Source organism: Streptomyces sp. NPDC079020 (genome assembly GCF_044542225.1).
Taxonomy (GTDB): domain Bacteria; phylum Actinomycetota; class Actinomycetes; order Streptomycetales; family Streptomycetaceae; genus Streptomyces.
Map to the genome: position 1 here is coordinate 494,781 of NZ_JBITUB010000002.1, position 17,668 is coordinate 512,448.

General features: G+C 71.0%; 17 protein-coding genes. 5 read left to right on the plus strand and 12 right to left on the minus strand.

Going from position 1 to position 17,668, the window contains the following annotated elements:
* Positions 1–108 precede the first annotated feature (108 nt).
* Positions 109–1,251, minus strand: a complete 1,143-nt coding sequence (locus ACIGJO_RS06155) for an SDR family oxidoreductase (protein ID WP_399952758.1) — start codon at positions 1,249–1,251, stop codon at positions 109–111.
* Positions 1,252–1,441: 190 nt separating this feature from the next.
* On the opposite strand from ACIGJO_RS06155, the gene ACIGJO_RS06160 reads away from it, so the two are divergent.
* A complete protein-coding gene (locus tag ACIGJO_RS06160; protein WP_399952761.1) occupies positions 1,442–2,932 on the plus strand; it encodes a zinc-dependent metalloprotease in 1,491 nt (496 codons plus the stop codon).
* Complete coding sequence (locus tag ACIGJO_RS06165) at positions 2,929–3,492, plus strand: NUDIX hydrolase (RefSeq protein ID WP_399952764.1); 564 nt, start codon at positions 2,929–2,931, stop codon at positions 3,490–3,492. Before ACIGJO_RS06160 ends, ACIGJO_RS06165 begins: the two co-directional genes overlap by 4 nt.
* A gap of 136 nt (positions 3,493–3,628) precedes the next feature.
* Here ACIGJO_RS06165 and ACIGJO_RS06170 read toward each other — a convergent pair whose 3' ends face one another.
* The 4 genes from ACIGJO_RS06170 to ACIGJO_RS06185 all read right to left on the minus strand — a co-directional run bounded on the left by ACIGJO_RS06170 (position 3,629) and on the right by ACIGJO_RS06185 (position 7,518).
* Positions 3,629–4,384, minus strand: a complete 756-nt coding sequence (locus tag ACIGJO_RS06170; protein ID WP_399952767.1) for an AIM24 family protein — start codon at positions 4,382–4,384, stop codon at positions 3,629–3,631.
* A 19-nt stretch (positions 4,385–4,403) separates the two neighbouring features.
* Complete coding sequence (locus tag ACIGJO_RS06175) at positions 4,404–5,084, minus strand: AIM24 family protein (RefSeq protein ID WP_399952770.1); 681 nt, start codon at positions 5,082–5,084, stop codon at positions 4,404–4,406.
* A gap of 11 nt (positions 5,085–5,095) precedes the next feature.
* A complete protein-coding gene (locus ACIGJO_RS06180) occupies positions 5,096–6,766 on the minus strand; it encodes a TerD family protein (RefSeq protein WP_399952773.1) in 1,671 nt (556 codons plus the stop codon).
* A gap of 128 nt (positions 6,767–6,894) precedes the next feature.
* Positions 6,895–7,518 carry a M48 family metallopeptidase gene (locus tag ACIGJO_RS06185; RefSeq protein WP_399952776.1) on the minus strand — a complete coding sequence of 208 codons (624 nt, stop codon included), beginning with the start codon at positions 7,516–7,518 and terminating at the stop codon, positions 6,895–6,897.
* A gap of 190 nt (positions 7,519–7,708) precedes the next feature.
* Here ACIGJO_RS06185 and ACIGJO_RS06190 point away from each other — a divergent pair, with 190 nt between their 5' ends.
* Together ACIGJO_RS06190 and ACIGJO_RS06195 are read left to right on the plus strand one after the other, a co-directional pair.
* Positions 7,709–8,854 carry a ThiF family adenylyltransferase gene (locus tag ACIGJO_RS06190; protein WP_399952778.1) on the plus strand — a complete coding sequence of 382 codons (1,146 nt, stop codon included), beginning with the start codon at positions 7,709–7,711 and terminating at the stop codon, positions 8,852–8,854.
* 64 nt (positions 8,855–8,918) lie between these two features.
* Entirely contained in the window at positions 8,919–10,316 is a 1,398-nt protein-coding gene (locus ACIGJO_RS06195; protein ID WP_399952781.1) for an ABC1 kinase family protein, read from the plus strand.
* Between the two features lie 115 nt (positions 10,317–10,431).
* Here the strand turns inward: ACIGJO_RS06195 and ACIGJO_RS06200 are convergent, their stop codons facing one another.
* The 5 genes from ACIGJO_RS06200 to ACIGJO_RS06220 form a co-directional block, all read right to left on the minus strand.
* Positions 10,432–10,689 (minus strand): hypothetical protein, encoded by a 258-nt coding sequence (locus tag ACIGJO_RS06200; RefSeq protein ID WP_399952784.1) that lies wholly within the window; start codon positions 10,687–10,689, stop codon positions 10,432–10,434.
* A 178-nt stretch (positions 10,690–10,867) separates the two neighbouring features.
* Positions 10,868–11,227 carry a hypothetical protein gene (locus ACIGJO_RS06205; protein WP_266923610.1) on the minus strand — a complete coding sequence of 120 codons (360 nt, stop codon included), beginning with the start codon at positions 11,225–11,227 and terminating at the stop codon, positions 10,868–10,870.
* Positions 11,224–11,601 carry a WhiB family transcriptional regulator gene (locus ACIGJO_RS06210; protein WP_266923609.1) on the minus strand — a complete coding sequence of 126 codons (378 nt, stop codon included), beginning with the start codon at positions 11,599–11,601 and terminating at the stop codon, positions 11,224–11,226. Before ACIGJO_RS06210 ends, ACIGJO_RS06205 begins: the two co-directional genes overlap by 4 nt.
* Positions 11,602–11,774: 173 nt before the next feature.
* Complete coding sequence (locus ACIGJO_RS06215; protein ID WP_399952787.1) at positions 11,775–12,110, minus strand: hypothetical protein; 336 nt, start codon at positions 12,108–12,110, stop codon at positions 11,775–11,777.
* Between the two features lie 166 nt (positions 12,111–12,276).
* Positions 12,277–14,496: an ATP-dependent DNA helicase UvrD2 gene (locus ACIGJO_RS06220; RefSeq protein WP_399952790.1), complete on the minus strand. Its 2,220-nt coding sequence runs from the start codon at positions 14,494–14,496 to the stop codon at positions 12,277–12,279.
* A gap of 284 nt (positions 14,497–14,780) precedes the next feature.
* Between ACIGJO_RS06220 and ACIGJO_RS06225 the strand changes: the two genes are divergently transcribed.
* Positions 14,781–15,035, plus strand: a complete 255-nt coding sequence (locus ACIGJO_RS06225) for a glutaredoxin domain-containing protein (RefSeq protein ID WP_266923603.1) — start codon at positions 14,781–14,783, stop codon at positions 15,033–15,035.
* A 224-nt stretch (positions 15,036–15,259) separates the two neighbouring features.
* On the opposite strand, the gene nudC is transcribed toward ACIGJO_RS06225, so the two are convergent.
* Positions 15,260–16,216: an NAD(+) diphosphatase gene (gene nudC / locus ACIGJO_RS06230; protein WP_399952794.1), complete on the minus strand. Its 957-nt coding sequence runs from the start codon at positions 16,214–16,216 to the stop codon at positions 15,260–15,262.
* 44 nt (positions 16,217–16,260) lie between these two features.
* Positions 16,261–17,667, minus strand: a complete 1,407-nt coding sequence (locus tag ACIGJO_RS06235) for a dipeptidase (RefSeq protein ID WP_399952796.1) — start codon at positions 17,665–17,667, stop codon at positions 16,261–16,263.
* Position 17,668 lies beyond the last annotated feature (1 nt).

Sequence of the window (17,668 nt, forward strand, 5' to 3'; positions counted from 1 at the left end):
GTGCACCACGGCACTGCCAACACGGAATTGCGCGTTCGACCGGCGGGCCGTCGGCCGGGTTGGAGCCTCCTACAGGTGCCCCGGGCCCCCTTCGGGCAGGGCCGGTGCTCAGATGCGGCGGCGGGCCTTGCGGGCGCGGCGGACCAGGGCCGCCGTACCGAGCAGGGCGACGGTCGCGCCGGCGGCACCGGCAGCGGTGGCGTCCTTGCGGCCGAGGCGGCGTCCGGCGAGCGTGTGGCGCCCCTCCACCTCTTCGAGCAGGGCGCCGAGGACCTCCTCGTTGGTCCACTTCGGACGCCACCCCACGTCGTGCAGGCGGCTCACGCTGACGACCCAGGGGTGCATCGTGTACGCCAGGTCGCCCGCCGGGGAGGGCGTGAGACCGATCCGGTGGAGCCGGGCGGCGGCGCCGAGCGCGACGGCCGACGGCAGCTCCATCCGGCGTACGCCGCTGAGCTCCTCGACCTCCTCCTGCTCCAGCCAGCCGTCGCAGCCGACCGCGAACTCGCCGTCGATCCTCTCCAGAGCGGCGTACTCCAGGGCGCTGACCAGGTCGTCCACATGACAGAACTGCCAGGTGGGACGCGACCCGGCGACGACCAGGAGCCGCGGTGACTCGAAGTAGCGGGTCAGCGCCGTGTCGGTGCCGCCGACCAGGACGGTGGGGCGCACGACGGTGACGTTGAGCCCGGGGTGGGCGCGGGGCGCGCGACGGCCGAGCCGTTCGATCTCCAGCAGGTCTCCGACACCCGTGGCCTCCGCCGTGGCACGCAGCTCGGCGTCCTCGGCGAGCGGGATGTCGTTGTCGGGCAGGGCCCCGTAGACCATCGCCGAGGTGCACAGGACCACCCGGTGGACCCCGACGGCCGCGGCGGCGGTCAGCACCGTCTGCGTTCCGCGCACGTTGTACGCGGTCCGGGCCGCGGGGTCGGTCTCCAGGTCGAGGTCGAGCGCCAGATGCACCACGACGTCCGCGCCGCGCAGCTTCTCGGCGATGGCGGGGTCCCGGACGTCCAGGATGTGCCAGGTCGCCTCGGATGCCTCCCCGCGGCGCTCGTCGATGGCGATGACCTGCTTGATCTCGTCGGATGCGACGAGGTGCGCGGTGAGCAGTTCACCGATGCCGGTCGCGGCACCGGTGACCGCGACGACGGGGCCCCGGTTCTTGGAGCGGTTTTTTTCGGGCTTGTTCTCGGGCGAGGGGTCGGTCAGGTTTCGCGCTGCGCGAACCTGTGGATCTGGGGAACTCACCGGGCGTCTCCAGCGGTTGTCTTCAGTACGTACCCGAATGACGCGTACGTACCAGGTGGCGTCCATCCTGCCGCAGGCCGGGAGCCGGCGGAGCACTGAGGCCCCGAGCGTGCTTGGTGTCTACGCTGGATGGTGATGTCGGGCAGTCGCCGTCGGTTCGAGCCGGCGGCCCTACGAGCCGAGGAAACCCGTGAGTGACACCCCATTCGGATTCGGCCTTCCGCCGGAGGAGCCTGAGAACGGCGACGAGGGCAAGAAGAAGGACCCCACCGAAGGTGGGCAGAGCGCGGGCGGGCCTGCGAACCCGTTCGGCTTCGGACCGGGCGCGGGCGGGGACAACCCGTTCGCCGCGATGTTCGGCGCGATGAACCCGAACGACCTCGGCGCCGCCTTCCAGCAGCTCGGCCAGATGCTGAGCTACGAGGGCGGTCCCGTGAACTGGGACATGGCCAAGCAGATCGCCCGCCAGACGGTCTCCCAGGGCACCCCGGACGGCACCAAGGACGCGAGCGTGGGGCCGTCGGAGCGCACCGCGGTCGACGAGGCGCTGCGGCTGGCCGATCTCTGGCTGGACGGCGTGACCTCGCTGCCCTCCGGATCGGTCTCGACCGTGGCATGGAGCCGCGCGGAGTGGGTCGAGGCGTCCCTTCCGGCCTGGAAGCAGCTGGTCGACCCGGTGGCCGAGCGTGTCGGCCTGGCGATGGGCGATGTGCTGCCCGAGGAGATGCAGGCCATGGCGGGCCCGCTGATCGGCATGATGCGGTCGATGGGCGGCGCCATGTTCGGCCAGCAGATCGGCCAGGCCGTGGGCGTACTCGCCGGTGAGGTGGTCGGCTCCACGGACATCGGGCTGCCGCTCGGCCCGGCCGGCAAGGCCGCGCTCCTTCCGCTGAACGTGGAACAGTTCGGCAAGGACCTGAGCGTCCCGCAGGACGAGGTGCGGCTGTATCTGGCCCTGCGCGAATCCGCCCACCAGCGGCTCTTCGCCCATGTGCCGTGGCTGCGCTCGCATCTGTTCGGTGCGGTCGAGGCGTACGCCCGGGGCATCAAGGTCGACACCAGCAAGCTGGAGGATGTCGTCGGCCAGTTCGATCCCTCGCAGCCGGAGCAGCTTCAGGACGCCCTTCAGCAGGGCATGTTCCAGCCGGAGGACACGCCCGAGCAGAAGGCGTCTCTGGCCCGTCTGGAGACGGCGCTCGCGCTGGTCGAGGGCTGGGTGGACGCCGTGGTGCACGAGGCCGCCAAGTCCCGGCTGACCTCGGCCGACGCGCTGCGCGAGACGCTGCGCAGGCGCCGCGCCTCCGGTGGCCCGGCCGAGCAGACCTTCGCCACCCTCATCGGGCTCCAGCTGCGTCCGCGCAGGCTGCGGGACGCCTCGCGGCTGTGGGCCTCGCTCACGGACGCCCGGGGCGTCGACGGCCGGGACGGGCTGTGGGAGCACCCCGACATGCTGCCGACCGCCCAGGACCTGGACGACCCGGACGGTTTCGTCCACCACGAGCAGCTGGACTTCTCCGAGCTGGACAAGATGCTCGGCGAGGCCGCGAAGAGCTCGCAGAAGCCGGCCGCCGAGGCGGAGGACGCCGGCAAGGACGACGGCGGCGGCCCCGGTGAGGACGGGCCGAAGACCGACGGCGGCAAGGACGGCGGCGGCGCCGGCAAGGACGACAGCGACCGGTGAGCCTGCACGACGACGCCGTTCTCGTACTGAAGGGCTACGACGGCTCGGACGGCTCCGGCAGCGAGGACGCGGATCAGGCCGGGCTCCGTCAGGTCTATCTGGACCATCTCGCGGCGCACCCGGACGGCATGTGGAAGGCGTGCGGCGCCGGTCATGTGACGGCCAGCGCCCTGGTGGTCGATCCGGAGCGCGGCCGGGTCCTGCTGACCCTGCACAAGAAGCTCCGGATGTGGCTGCAGATGGGCGGCCACTGCGAACCGCAGGACACCACGCTGGCGGCCGCGGCGCTCCGTGAGGCGACGGAGGAGTCCGGTATCCCCGGACTCACCCTGCTGCCCGGCGGGCCGGTGCGGCTGGACCGGCACCCGATCCCGTCGCCGTGCCACTGGCATCTCGATGTGCAGTACGCCGCGCTGGCTCCGGCCGGTTCGACGGAGCGGATCAGCGAGGAGTCGCTGGACCTGCGCTGGTTCGCGTACGACGAGGTGGCGGCGGTGGCGGACGGCTCCGTCGTACGGCTGCTGGAGCGGACACGCTCCACGCTGGGCCGGAGCGGATAGCCGCCGGGCCCCGAGCGGCCCTCGCAGCCGGTCGGGTGGCGAGTGGGCGAACGGGGCGAGTGGACACATGCGTAAGGGGCGGTCTCCTGGGAGGCCGCCCCTTACCGCTGCCCAGGGCCGTCGCCGGCCGCGCGGATCAGTTCCAGGCGTTGTTCTGGTTCTGGCCGTGCGATCCCTGCTGGCCCATGCCGAACTGGGCGCGCGCGCCCTGACCGATCTCGGCGTGCTGAGGCGGCATGACCTCGCTGGGCTGGACCAGGGCGAACCCCTGGCCGAGGAAGCTCAGCTCCCAGCCCTCACCGGTGTTGCCGCGGCGCCGGAAGACACCGGTGGAGTGCGTCTGGGCCTGCATCTGCACCCGCAGGGAGCTGGACCAGGCGACGATCGCGTCGGCGTCGGCGTTGACGTACTTGTCCGGGGTGACCTGCATCATCAGCGGCTGGCCGGAGGTCATGAGAGCGACCTTGCCGTTGCCGGAGATGTTCAGCTGGTACTTGCCGGAGCCGGAGACCCCGTACTGGCTGTCCACCGCGATGACCTCGGTGTGCAGCGAGGAGTCGAGGGCGAGGACATAGGCGCTGTCCACGGTGATGCCCTCGCGGTCGACATCCACCACGTGGATGTACTGGGCGAGATTGGCGAGGTAGACGGTGCCCTGGCCGGAGCAGCGCATCAGGTCGAGACCCTCGCCGGTGTGCGCGCGGGCGCGGCGCTGCCCCTGCGACTGGTACTCACCGTCGAAGTCCATCAGTCCCTGGTAGGCCACCATGGCGCCCTTGCGGGCGAGGACGTCGTCGTGGCCGGTCAGCGCGACCCGCAGGAGCTGCGGGTTCTGGACCGCGTACCGGTCCTGGGTCTGCTGCTCGGTGTAGCTGAAAAGCGGACTCTGCATGATTGTTTCTCCCTCCCGCTCAGTTCCGGACCCGCAGGCGGTCGGTGCTGTCCTCGCTCGGCTGGACGACGACGATGCCCTGTCCGGAGAAGGCCATCTGGTACGCCTCACCGCTGCCACGCCCGATCAGCGAGGCGGCCTTGAAGCTGCGCTTGCCCTTCACCTTGAGGTTCGGGGACCACGCGACGAGCGCGTCCGGGTCGACGTACGTCTCGTCCTCGCCGCGTCCGCAGTCGACGACGATCGGGGTGCCGCGGGAGGTGATGGCGACCCAGCCGGTGCCCTGGATGACGACGTTCCACAGGCCCTGGCCGGTGAACTTGGAGAGGCCCTTGACCCGCTCGACGCCCCAGGTGAGCTGGGCGTCGAAGGCGAGGACATTGGTGCCGTTGACCGAGAGGGCGTCGTTGTTGAGGTTGATGACGACCACGTCGGCGCCGTAGTCGGCGAGGTAGAGCAGTCCGTCGCCGGAGCACTTCATGACGGGCGCGCCCTCGCCGGTGATCCACTGGGACGCCGCCTGGCGGACGGCGGGCGGATTGGGCTCGTACTGGATGAAGCCCTCGTAGGCCACCATCGAGCCGGTCCGCGCGTAGAGGTCCTGCCCGGTGGCCATGGCGACCTTGAGCATGGTCTTGCCGTGGTTCTCCATGCGGGCCGTGACGGGGGTCGGGGCATAGCCCGCGAGTTGCTGGTTCATGACGGGCTCCCTCAGACCTCGTAGGGCTGGACGACGATGAAGTTGCCGGGGGCTCCCCGGAACTGGAGGTTCACGGTCTCTCCGCTGTGTCCCGGATACGCGTTGCGGCGCAGCCGGACCTGGCTGGAGATGATCACCTGGGACGCGGCCGACCAGGCCACGACGGCGTTGCAGTCCGCGAAGGTGGTCGGAGTCACCGGCAGAACGACCGGTGTTCCGTGCGTCTTGACGATGACGGTGCCGGTGCCCTGGAACTGCATGGTGAACAGGGCGCCACCGGGAATGCCATGGCCCTCGATCCGGCGGACCTCGTACTGGAGCGACTCGTCGAACGCGAGGACGCTCTCCGCGGAGATGCAGATGGCGTCGCCCTGCAGCTCGATGGGGTGCAGGTGCGAGCCCTCCTCGGCGAGGAAGACCTGACCCTTGCCCGTACAGCGCATCAGCTGCATTTCCTGGCCGGTGGCGTTGCCGACTATGCGGCCCGCGAAACCCGCGCCCTTGTAGCCGAAGTCGACCTTGCCCTGATACATCACCATGCTGCCCTGACGGGCCAGTACGCCGGAGCCGCCCATGGTCAGGTCGACCCGCATCAGCTGCTGGTTCTGCGAGGTCCAGCGCTGACCGGTGGCCGTCTCCTTGTAGGGCTGGAGGGTGGCCTGCAGACCGGCACCGCCCGGGGGCACCCCCTGGGGCACGCCGGGCGGCATTCCACCGGGCGGCTGCTGCCCGAACGCGGCCGGGGCCGGCTGCCCGAAGGGAGCCGGGGGCTGCTGCCCGAAGGGAGCGGGAGCCGGCTGGCCGTACGGAGCGGAGGGTACCTGCTGGCCGTACGGCGGCGCGGGCGGCGCGGCCTGGTCCGGGACCTGCCCGAACTGCGGCTGCTGGGGCGGCTGCCCCGGCTGCCCGTACGGGGACGGGGCCTGGGGGGCCATCGGCGCGGCCATCGTCGGCGCGGCGTGCATCGGCTGCTGCGGTGCGGGCGCGGCCGGGGTGCCGAAGGACGGTGCGGGCGCGGCCGGAGCGCCGAAGGACGGTGCGGGCTGCGGGGCCTGAGGGGCGGGCGGGGCACCGAAGGCCGGGGGCTCGGCGGCCTGGGCGGGAGGGGCGAACGACGGGACCGCGGCCTGCGGCTGCGGGTCGGCGGGTGCCTCCTCGGCGACCTCGCCGCCGAAGTTCTTCAGCAGGGCGTCGAGACCGCCGTCGAAGCCCTGGCCGACCGCGGCGAAGCGCCAGACGTCCTTGAGATAGAAGTCGCCCAGCATCACCGCACGCTCGGTGGTGAACTCCGAGCCGTTGAAGGCGTACCTGACCACCTCCTCGCCGCCCGCGACGATCCGGATGTAGCCGGGGCCGACCTGCGACATCTGTCCGGCGCCGTCGAGAGTCGCGGTGAAGGACAGCTTGTGGATGTTCGCCGGAATGCGGTCGAGAGTGACGCGGAACGACTCGGTGTCGCCGGACTGCGCCCCGAGCAGCTGAATAGACTCCTCGGGCGACTTCGGCTGGTTGAAGAAGATGAAATACCGGTCGTCCGAGAGCTGCTCATTGGCATCGAGGCCGAAGCAGCTGATGTCGAAGGTCAGTCCGGGGGAAGCGATCTGCACACCTACGTACAGATCCGTCCCCGGTGTGAGATCACTGATTTTGGCCTTGTGGCCGCGCTGGAATTCCCTGGCCATGCGTAACGACCGTCCCCCATCCCGAAGGTGAATGCGTCGCGTCAGGCTAACCGCAAACCCCGACATCGAGCTAAGTCGGTACACACCCGGTACAGAATCACCGAACGTCACCTTTCACCTACGCGGACTCACTCCTCGCGGGCGGCGGGCAGGTGCGGGAGCTGATCTGCGGCCACGACGCCTTCCAGATAGCCGCGGGCCCGTTCGGTCCGCGGATACGTCTCCAGGAGGCGCCAGAACCGCGGCCCGTGCCCGGGAACCAGCAGATGGGCCAGCTCATGGACCAGCACATAGTCGACGACGTACTCCGGCATGCCCTGCAGCCGGTGCGACAGCCTGATGCTGCCCTCGGCCGGGGTGCAGGAACCCCACCGGGTGTTCTGGTTGGTCACCCAGCGCACCGACACGGGCCGTGCCCGGCCGTCGAAATGCTGGGCCGACAGCCGCTCGGCGCGCTCCGCCAGCTCGCTGTCCCCGAAGACACGTTTGCTCTCCTGGGCCGCGAGCTTGTCCAGCATCACGCTCACCCAGCGCTGCTCCTCCGCCTCCGACATCCGGGCGGGGATCAGCACGATCGTGCGGTCGCCCTCCCGGTAGGCGGAGACCGTTCTCCTGCGCCGGGAGCTCCTGCGGACCTCGACGGCGCTCGTCGCCGGGGCACGGGTGCGGTGGGCGGCCGCGCTGCGCTGAGGGGTTCCGGCGCTGCGCGCGGGAGTCTCCCCGGCGGAACCGGGTGACGGGTCGGCGGGCACGCCATGACGTTACCCGCTGGCAGTGGGGGAAGTCCCGCCTCCGGGACGGTTCGGCGCCGATCCGCTGCTCGGCGTGCACCATTTGAACGACTAATGCCCCACGCCTGTGGACAACTTTTCGCACGCCTCGGCTCCGGCCTGCATTCTGGCAACGGATCTACGGAACTGCGGATCGACCGGGGGAGAAGTCATGCATCCGATGCTGAAGCCCGCGCTGCGCCGGGCATGGCGTGGACGGAACACCGTGCAATTCGGTGTGACGCCCGCGCACGCGGTGACGCTGGGGCCGATGGATATCGCCACCGGCAGTTTTCTGGAACTGCTCGACGGCACGCGCGGCCTGCCATTGCTCCGCGAAGAGGCCCGGGCACTGGATCTTTCGGACCGTCACGTGGACCTTCTCGTGCGGAGGTTGGCGGAGGCCGGGTTGCTGGACGATCCACGGGCAGGCGGCCCGGAGGCGGACGCCCTGCGGCTGCGCGCCGATGCCATGGAGCGGCAGCGCCCGGATGCGGCCTCGCTCTCCGTGGTCCATCCGGAGCCGGGCAGCGGGCTTCGGCGGCTCGCGGCCCGGCGGGCCATACGGGTCCAGGTCCGGGGTGCGGGCCGGGTCGGTGCCGCGATCGCCGCGGTGCTGTCCGGCTCGGGGGTGGGCCAGGTGGAAGTCCTGGACGGTGGGCGCACCGAGCCGTGGGACGTGGCGCCGGGCGGCCTCCCGGCGGCGGCCGTCGGGGAGCGGCGGGACACCGCGGCCCGTCAGCTGGTCCGCCGCTCGGCGGTCGCCGGTTCCTCCCGCGCGGCGGAGGCGGACCGGCCGCCGGGGAGCGGCCCGCCCGGACTGTCGCTGATCGTCGTCGCCCCCAGGGACGGCCTCGCGGTGTACGCGCCCGACCCGGACGGGGCCGGGCCCTGGATCTCTTCGGGCACCCCTCATCTGTACGCGGGGGTGATCGAGGCGACCGGGGTGGTCGGGCCGCTCGTCCTGCCGGGGGGAACGGGCTGTGCCGGCTGCCTGGCGCTGCACCGAGCGGACCAGGACCCGCAGTGGCCGAGGATGCTGATGCAGTGGCGGTCCGGCCGCCGGGGCGCGGTACCGGCCTGCGATCTGGCGCTGGCGACGGCGGTGGCCGGTCTGGCCGCGGCGCACGCGCTGTCGTTCCTGGACGGCGAACTGCCCGCGAGTACGGGCGCCCGGTGGGAGGCCGCTCTGCCGCTGTTGGACTGGCGATCGGAGCGGATCGGACCGCATCACGACTGTCTCTGTGGTGCGGCCGGGCAGACTGAGGGGGAACTGACCTCCGAGGCCGGGCCGGCTCGCGACACAATGGCCGGATGACCGCCGCCGACGGAGTGACACCGAAGGCTCAAGCGGCACGGCAGTCTGGGAACTGGAGGGGCACATGTCTGATCTTCCCCGGAAGGCGGTCACTCGTACCGCCAAACTGGCCGCTCTCCCGCTCGGCTTCGCCGGCCGTGCCACCTGGGGCCTGGGCAAGCGGATCGGCGGAAAGTCCGCCGAGCTCGTCGCCCGCGAGGTACAGCAGCGCACCGCGGATCAACTGTTCAAGACCCTGGGCGAGCTGAAGGGCGGGGCCATGAAGCTCGGCCAGGCCCTCTCGGTCTTCGAGTCGGCCCTGCCCGAAGAGGTCGCCGGACCCTACCGGGCGGCGCTCACCAAGCTTCAGGAAGCGGCACCGCCGATGCCGACCCGCACCGTCCACGGGGTGCTCGCGGAACGGCTCGGTGAGGACTGGCGGGAGCTGTTCGCCGAGTTCGACGACAAGCCGTCGGCCGCGGCTTCGATCGGACAGGTGCATCGCGCGGTGTGGCACGACGGCCGGGCGGTCGCCGTGAAGGTGCAGTATCCGGGCGCGGGTGAGGCGCTGCTCTCGGACCTCGCGCAGCTCAGCCGCTTCGCCCGGCTGCTCGGCCCGTTGATTCCCGGAATGGACATCAAGCCCCTCATCAAGGAGCTGCGCGACCGGGTGTCGGAGGAGCTGGACTACGAACTGGAGGCGCGGGCCCAACGGGAGCACGCCTCGGAGTTCGAGGGCGATGCCGATGTGGTGATCCCGGGTGTGGTGCACCAGTCGGACCAGGTGCTGGTGACGGAGTGGATCGAGGGAATCCCGCTGTCCGAGGTGATCGCGGAGGGGACAGCGGAGCAGCGGGACCGCGCGGGCCAACTGCTGGCCCGCTTCCTCTTCTCCGGTCCGGCACGCACCGGCCTGCTCCACGCCGACCCCCATCCGGGCAACTTCCGGCTGCTGCCCCCGGCGGCCGAGGACGGCGATTCCGGGCAGTGGCGGCTCGGGGTGCTGGACTTCGGGACGGTGGACCGGCTGCCGGGCGGGCTGCCGCAGCCCATCGGCGATTCCCTGCGGCTGACGCTGGAGGGCGACGCCGAGGCGGTGTACGAACGGCTGCGGGAAGCGGGCTTCGTCAAGGACTCGGTCAGCCTCGCACCGGACGCGGTGCTCGACTATCTGCTCCCGATCATCGAACCGGCGCAGAGGGAGGAGTTCACCTTCACCCGCTCCTGGCTGCGCACGCAGGCCGCCCGGATCGCCGACCCCCGCTCCCCCGCGCACCAGCTGGGAAAGCAGCTGAATCTTCCGCCGTCCTATCTGCTGATACACCGGGTGACGCTGAGCACGATCGGCGTGCTGTGCCAGTTGGGTGCGACGGTCCGGCTGCGGGACGAGCTCGAATCCTGGCTACCGGGTTTCCTCGCGGAGTACGAGGAGAAGTGGGCGGAAGAGGAGCCCGAAGAGCGGGACGCGGTCGTGGAGGCGTAGCCGGCCGGGAACGTGGACGGGCCGCGAGGTCGCGGGCTCGCGAGTTCACCGGCTCACGGGTCCACCGGCTCACGGGTTCTCGGGGCGGGGTGAGCCGGGCTGTTGCGAGTCCAGGTCACCACCAGTCGGAGTCGAGGCGGCCTTCGATGGACCTGATGTGCTTGCGGGCGCAGTCGTCACAGAAGTAGTGGCGGACTCCGTTCTCCACGGAGCAGATCCAGGTCGGCGGAGCGGTCCCGCCCTCGGCGGCGGCACCGCAGCGGGCACACACCACAGGTTCGGTGTCCGGCTGTCCGGGCTGCTCCGGCTGTTCCGGCTGTCCGGGCTGTTCCGGCTGTCCGGGCTGTTCCGGGGGATGCGTTTCCTCGTCCACCTCGTGACGATAGCGCCGGGCCCGATGCGCCGCCGCACAACGCACCGCGGGGCCGTCCTGTTCGGACGGCCCCGCGGTGGGGGTGGTGGCTGCTCACCGGGCAGAGCGGTTGCCGGGCAGCCGGGTGGTTCCGGTGGGTGCCCCGATACCGGCCGTCAGGCCGGAGGATTACCCACCGTCAGTGCATGACAGCCATGGCCAGCGCACGGCGGGCGCGCATCGAGGCGCGCTCCGCACGGCGCTGCATCCGCCTGGCGGTCACCAGGCGCACGACCTGACGGCCGGCCTCGGCTTCCCTCAGGCGGTCGTGCATATGCGCACGAGCCAGGGCTTCTGGGATGAGTTGCATCTCGCGGGTCCTGTTCTGACGCGAGTCGTTCGCGCCGATGATGGTGACGTCGGGGGTCGCGGAGCCGACGGGCTCCTTCGTGGGGGTGATCATTGGTGCCTGATTCCGGGGGTCATGGGTCTGGGGACGGTCGATGGTTCCGAGGCGCTTCACTCGTGTGGGGGCCTTGACCCCCAGGCCGGCGGTCACGCTGCGACCGGGTTCTTGCGCGGACGGCCACGCGGCCGCTTGCGGGCGACGACGACGCCCTGCACGAAGAGCTCGCCACCCCAGACGCCCCACGGCTCGCGCCGCTCCTTGGCACCGGCGAGGCAGGCCTCGACGAGCGGGCAGGTCCGGCAGAGGGTCTTGGCGTACTCGACGTCGGCCGGCGACTCGGCGAAGAAGACCTCCGGGTCGTAGGAACGGCAGGGGACGGGTACACCGAGGTTCTCGATGGCGTCATCGAGCGCGGTGAGCGAGGTGAGCGGGGCGAGCGTGGTCAAGGTGGAGTCCTCCGTGAGGCCGGGCGGGGAGATCGTGTCGGAAGGCGGTACGGACGGGGCGTGCGCTTCGAGTTGCACGGTGGGTGGTGTCCTCGTCTGGTCGTGCCGGCCTGTTGGCCGGTTGGCGGCTGGTACCAGGTACTGCTTGTCCCGAGGCTCCTTCGTCACGTCTCATCCGTTCGGACAAAACAAAAGGGCCGCGGATCCCGAGTGGGGTTCCGCGGCCCTGAAGGCGCCGGCCTGATGCTGGATCAGGCTGGATCACTCCAGGGGTCAGGCCCACGGAAGGCCCACATCGTGTGGTGCTGCGTCGTCTGCTGCTTGGCTCCGGCACCGACTGCCGCAAAGGCATAGGCCTGAGCCTGTGTCGCCTTCGCTACTGCTGCTGCCGGTGCCTGGATCGGTCGCTCATTGCGATCCCGCGTCACGGGGAGGCTTGCCGGGGACAGCGGGCTGACGGCGGAGATGGAGATGCCGGACAGACCGGTGCCACGAAGCGAGAATTCCGAAGAGCAGGCGAGGCCGAGCGAGCAGGCGGAGACGACCGAGCGATCGGTCATTTTGATGGTGTTGGTGATGCTGATCACAGAAATCGCCTCCTCTCGGCGTCTCGGGGGACCGGCCGGAACCGGTCCTGCGTATTCGGATAAGTACAGCACGGAATCAGGGCTTCAGAGAAGACGCTGTTCCCGTGGTTAAGAACCTATGGTGATGACTGGGGCAGGCGCAAACTATTTTCTCGACGAGTTTTCCTCACTGCTCCCCGTCGCCCTCCCCACCCTGCTCATCCACCGCTTCACCTGCGCAGATGGCCAGGACATCGGCCCCGAAGCGGATCAGCTTCCGGTTGCCGACCCCGGCGATGACGACCAGTTCGCCCTCACTGCCCGGGACCGCCTCGGCGATCGCCATCAGGGTCTTGTCGGTGAACACACAGTAGGCGGGCTGCCCCAGCTCCTTCGCCTGGCCCGCGCGCCAGCCGTGCAGACGCTCGTACAGCGCCTCGTCCATGTCGGACGGGCAGTCCTCGCAGCGCATCAGCTTCATCTCACCGGCCTCGGTGAGTGTCCTGCCGCAGACCCGGCAGCGCACCGGCCCCCGGTGCTTCCGCCGGACCACCGGCGCCTGACCGCCGCCGGACGTACCGGAGCCGCGGTCGATGCCGCCCGCGCCGCCCGCAGCGCCGCCCCGGGCGCCCAGCGTCGCGGAGCCGGGCCGCAGCCCGTTGAGGAAACGGCTCGGACGACGGCTCGCCCGGCCGCCGGGCGAGCGGGAAACCGCCCAGGACAGCGAGAGGTGGAAGCGGGCCCGGGTGACCCCGACATACAGCAGTCGGCGCTCCTCCTCGACCTGCTCGTCGGTCTTGGCGTAAGCGATCGGCATCATGCCCTCGGTGAGCCCGACCAGGAACACGGCATCCCATTCCAGGCCCTTCGCCGAGTGCAGCGAGGCAAGGGTGACGCCCTGGACCGTGGGGGCGTGCTGGGCCGCGGCCCGTTCGTCGAGCTCCATGACCAGGTCGGAGAGGGTGGCCCCGGGCCTGGCCGCCTCGAAGTCCTCGGCGAGCCGTACCAGCGCGGCCAGGGACTCCCACTTGTCCCGCACCGCTCCGGAGCCGGCGGGCGGCCTGCTGGTCCAGCCCTTGGTGGAAAGCACCGCACGCACCTGGGAGGGCAGGCCCTCCGCCAGGTCGAGCAGCGAGTCGTTGCCCCCGGCGCGCGCCGCGCCCCGCAGCGCCATGCCCGCCTCCCGCACCTCCGCGCGCTCGAAGAACCGCTCCGCGCCGCGCAGCTGGTAGGGCACACCGGCGTCCGCGAGCGCCTGCTCGTAGACCTCGGACTGTGAGTTGACCCGGTAGAGCACGGCGATCTCACCGGCCGGGACGCCCGCGGCGATCAGGTCGCGGATGCGGCGGGCGGTGCCCTCGGCCTCGGTGGGTTCGTCCGCGTACTCCGTGTAGGAGGGTTCGGGGCCCTTGTCGCGCTGCGAGACCAGTTCGAGCCGGTGCTCGGCCGCCTTGCCGCGGGCGTGACTGAGCAGGCCGTTGGCCAGGTGGACGACCTGTGGGGTGGAGCGGTAGTCGCGCACCAGCTTGACCAGCGTCGCGTGAGGATGGCGGGTGCGGAAATTCAGCAGGTGGTCGGGGGTGGCTCCGGTGAAGGAGTAGATCGTCTGGCTGGCGTCGCCGACGACACACAGATTGTCCCGGTCGCCGACCCAGAGGTCGAGCAGACGCTGCTGGAGCGGGCTGACGTCCTGGTACTCGTCGACCACGAAGTGCTGGTACTGGCCGCGCACATGGTCGGCGATGTCGTGCCGGTCCTGAAGGATGCCGACGGTGAGGAGGAGCACGTCCTCGAAGTCGATCACCGAGCGGTCGCGCTTCAGCTGCTCGTACATCGCGTAGATCTGGGAGAGCTCAGCCGGGTCGCGCGGGGCGTCCCGCTGGGTCTTGGCGACCGCCGCCGGATAGTCGGCGGGCACGGTCTGGGTGACCTTGGCCCACTCGATCTCGCTCGTGACGTCCCGCAGCTCATTGCGGTCGAGCCGGATCTGGCAGCGGGCCGCCGCCTCGGCGACGAGCTGCACCTTGCGTTCCAGCAGCCGTGGCAGCTCGCCACCGACTACTTTCGGCCAGAAGTACTGGAGCTGACGCAGCGCCGCGGAGTGGAAGGTCCGGGCCTGCACCCCCGTGGCGCCGAGCTGCCGGAGGCGGCCCCGCATCTCCCCCGCGGCCCGGTTGGTGAACGTGACGGCAAGCACGGTCGTCGGCTGGAGGATCCCGGCCCGCACCCCGTACGCGATGCGATGCGTGATCGCCCGCGTCTTGCCCGTACCGGCTCCGGCCAGCACACACACGGGTCCGTGCAGGGCCAGGGCCACCTCGCGCTGCTCGGGGTCGAGCCCGTCGAGCACGGCGTCCGGCGACTCGGGAACCTGGGGGAAGAGGGTGGAGTGCGTTGCTGCTGTCACCCCGCCATGCTGCCAGGTCGCACGGGGCGGGTGCGGAAGTTGTCCACAGGGGTGATGCTTCTGTCGTACTGGTTCCCGGGTTGCCGGCCCGCCATCACCCCGGGGCCCTCCTGGACCGTGCCCGGCCTCCCCACGGGTCGTACCCGGGTCGCGGCCCGGCCTGTACCCGGCCGGAGCGGGAATGGTGGGCGGGTCCCGTGCGTTCAGACCGTGCGGGAACGCACACATTTTTTCGGCCGCCGGCTTGTGCAGCGAGCCGGACGAGACAGAGGAGCACCAGCGACATGCCGGGCACTGTGACGATGTACAGCACCACGTGGTGCGGCTACTGCCGCCGGCTGAAGGGCCAGATGGACCGCGAAGGCATCGCGTACACCGAGGTCAACATCGAGCAGGACCCGGAGTCGGCGGCCTTCGTCGAGAAGGCGAATGGCGGAAACCAGACGGTTCCGACGCTTCTCATCGTCGCGCCGTCCGGCACCGAGTCGGTCATGACGAACCCCTCGCTGGCCCAGGTGAAGCAGGCCCTGGCCGCCTGACGCTCAAGCGCCCCCAGCTCCACCGGTCTGCCCCCTACAGCACCCCGCCGTAGGGGGCAGACGGGTGCCCGGGGGGACGGTCGGGTTCCGGGGACGGTCGGGTTCCCTCGGGTTCCCCGCCTGCGTTCCCGGCGGGCCGCTTTTCCGGCGGCCGGCTTTCCCGGCGGGCCGCGTTCCCGGCGGGCCGCGTTCCGCTCTCGCCTGCCGGGAAAGGATCGGCCGGGTCAGTTCCTCCGGGTCATGGATCCCGGCTTCGGTAGTGGCTTGCCGTACCAGAGCTCGATCAGGCGGGCCGCGATCGAGATGCCGAACGGGGGCAGGATCTCGCCCGACTCGAAGGCGGCCGTGAGGTCCTCGCGGGAGAACCAGCGGGCCTCCTCGATCTCCTCGCCGTCCACATTGATCTCCGACGAGGTCGCCCGCGCCATGAAACCGAGCATCAGGCTGGACGGGAAGGGCCAGGGCTGGCTGGCGATGTACTCGACCTCGCCGACCGTGACGCCCGCCTCCTCGTACACCTCGCGCGCCACGGACTGCTCTATCGACTCCCCCGGCTCCACAAAACCGGCGAGCGTCGAGAAGCGGCCCTCCGGCCAGTGCACCTGGCGGCCGAGCAGGGCGCGGTCCTGGTCGTCCGTGACCAGCATGATCACGGCCGGGTCGGTACGCGGGTAGTGCTCCGCGCCGCAGGCCTGGCAGCGGCGGATGTGCCCGGCCGCCGCGATCACGGTGCGCTCTCCGCAGCGGGAGCAGAAGCGGTGCAGGCGCTGCCAGTTCTCCAGGGCGACCGCGTGCACCATCAGGCCCGCGTCGCGGGGGCCGAGGAGCAGTCCCGCCTCGCGCAGACCCGCCGGGCGCGCCGACTGGTCCATGCGGCCGGGCAGGGAGTCCTTCTGGAGCGCGAAGTAGCTGACGCCGTCCTCGTCGGTGCCGAGGAAGTAGCGGTGGGTCTCGGTGACCGGGGCCTCGAAGGCCGGGGTCATGACGATCTCGGTGCCGCCGTCGGCGGTGTCGTCGATCAGCACCTGCCCGCCCGAGACGACGAAGACCCTCGTCGTCGGGTGGCTCCAGGCGACGGACAGCCAGGCCTCGTCGAGGCGGTGATGTGCCGCGCGGTCGATGCCGCTGGGCGCGGTGAGACCGATCGGGCGGTCTGCGGTGGCGTTGTCGAAGGTGCTCACAGGTGCTTCCTACTCCCCCGGGATGGATCGGGCGTTCAGAGGATTCAGCGGAGTGCCGCGGGCAGCGAGCCCCTCAGCTCGTCCCACAGATGGGCGGTCGTCTCCACGCCCTTGAGCAGAAGATCCAGTTCGACCTTCTCGTTGGGGGCGTGCCAGCCGTCGGACGGCACGGAGATGCCGAGGAAGAGGACGGGCGCGCCGAGGACGTCCTGGAGGTCCGCGGCCGGGCCCGAGCCTCCTTCACGGGTGAAGAGGATCTTCTTGTCGAAGGCCTTGCCCATCGCGCGGGCCACGGCCTGGAGGGCGGGGTGGTCCAGCGGGGTCAGGCAGGGGCGGGTGGCGGGCGAGAACGTGATGCGGTGCCGGACACCGTCCGGGATCCGCGCCTGCGCCCAGGCCCGCACCGCCTGCTGGACGTGCTCCGGCTCCTGGCCCGCGACCAGCCGGAAGCTGATCTTCACCATGGCCGAGGAAGGAATGATCGTCTTGCTGCCCGCGCCCTGATAGCCGCCGCCGATGCCGTTGACCTCGGCGGTGGGGCGGGCCCAGATGCGCTCCAGCGTGGAGTAGCCGGCCTCGCCGTGCGCGGCCCGCGACCCGGCCGTACGCAGCCAGGTGGCCTCGTCGAACGGCAGCTCGGCGAAGAGGGCCCGCTCGGTGTCGGTGAGCTCCGCCACACCGTCGTAGAAGCCGGGGACGGCCACACGTCCCCGATCGTCGTGGAGGGCCGCGACGAGGCGGGCGACGGCGGTCGCCGGGTTGGGGACGGCACCGCCGAACGAACCGGAGTGGATGTCCTGCGCGGGGCCGTACAGCTCGATCTCGCACTCGGCCAGACCGCGCATTCCGGTGCAGACGGTCGGGGTCGTCTCGTCCCACATGCCGGTGTCGGAGACGATCACCGCGTCGGCGGCGAGGCGGGTGGCCCGCTGTTCGGCCAGGGCGCGGAAGTGCGGCGACCCCGACTCCTCCTCGCCCTCGATCAGGAACTTGAGGTGGACGGCGGGGCTGGTCCGGCCGGTGACGGCGAGGTGGGCCCGGACACCCAGGGTGTGGAAGAACACCTGGCCCTTGTCGTCGGCCGCGCCGCGCCCGTACATCCGGCCGTCGCGGATCACCGGCTCGAACGGGTCGGTGTCCCAGCCGTCCTCGCGGGCCGCGGGCTGCACATCGTGATGGCCGTAGACGAGGACGGTCGGTGCGTCCGGGTCGTCGGAGGGCCACTCGGCGAAGACCGCCGGGGCGCCGGGGGTCTCCCAGATCTCGGCGACCGGGAAGCCGGTCTCCTCGAACTTGGCGGCCAGCCACTCGGCGCTGCGCCGTACGTCCCCGTCGTGCTCCGGCTGCGCGGATACGGACGGGATGCGCAGCCACTCGGCGAGGGCGTCGAGGAAGGCTGTGCGGTGCTGCTCGGTGTACGTACGGACGGCGCTGTCCGGGGTGTCGCTCATG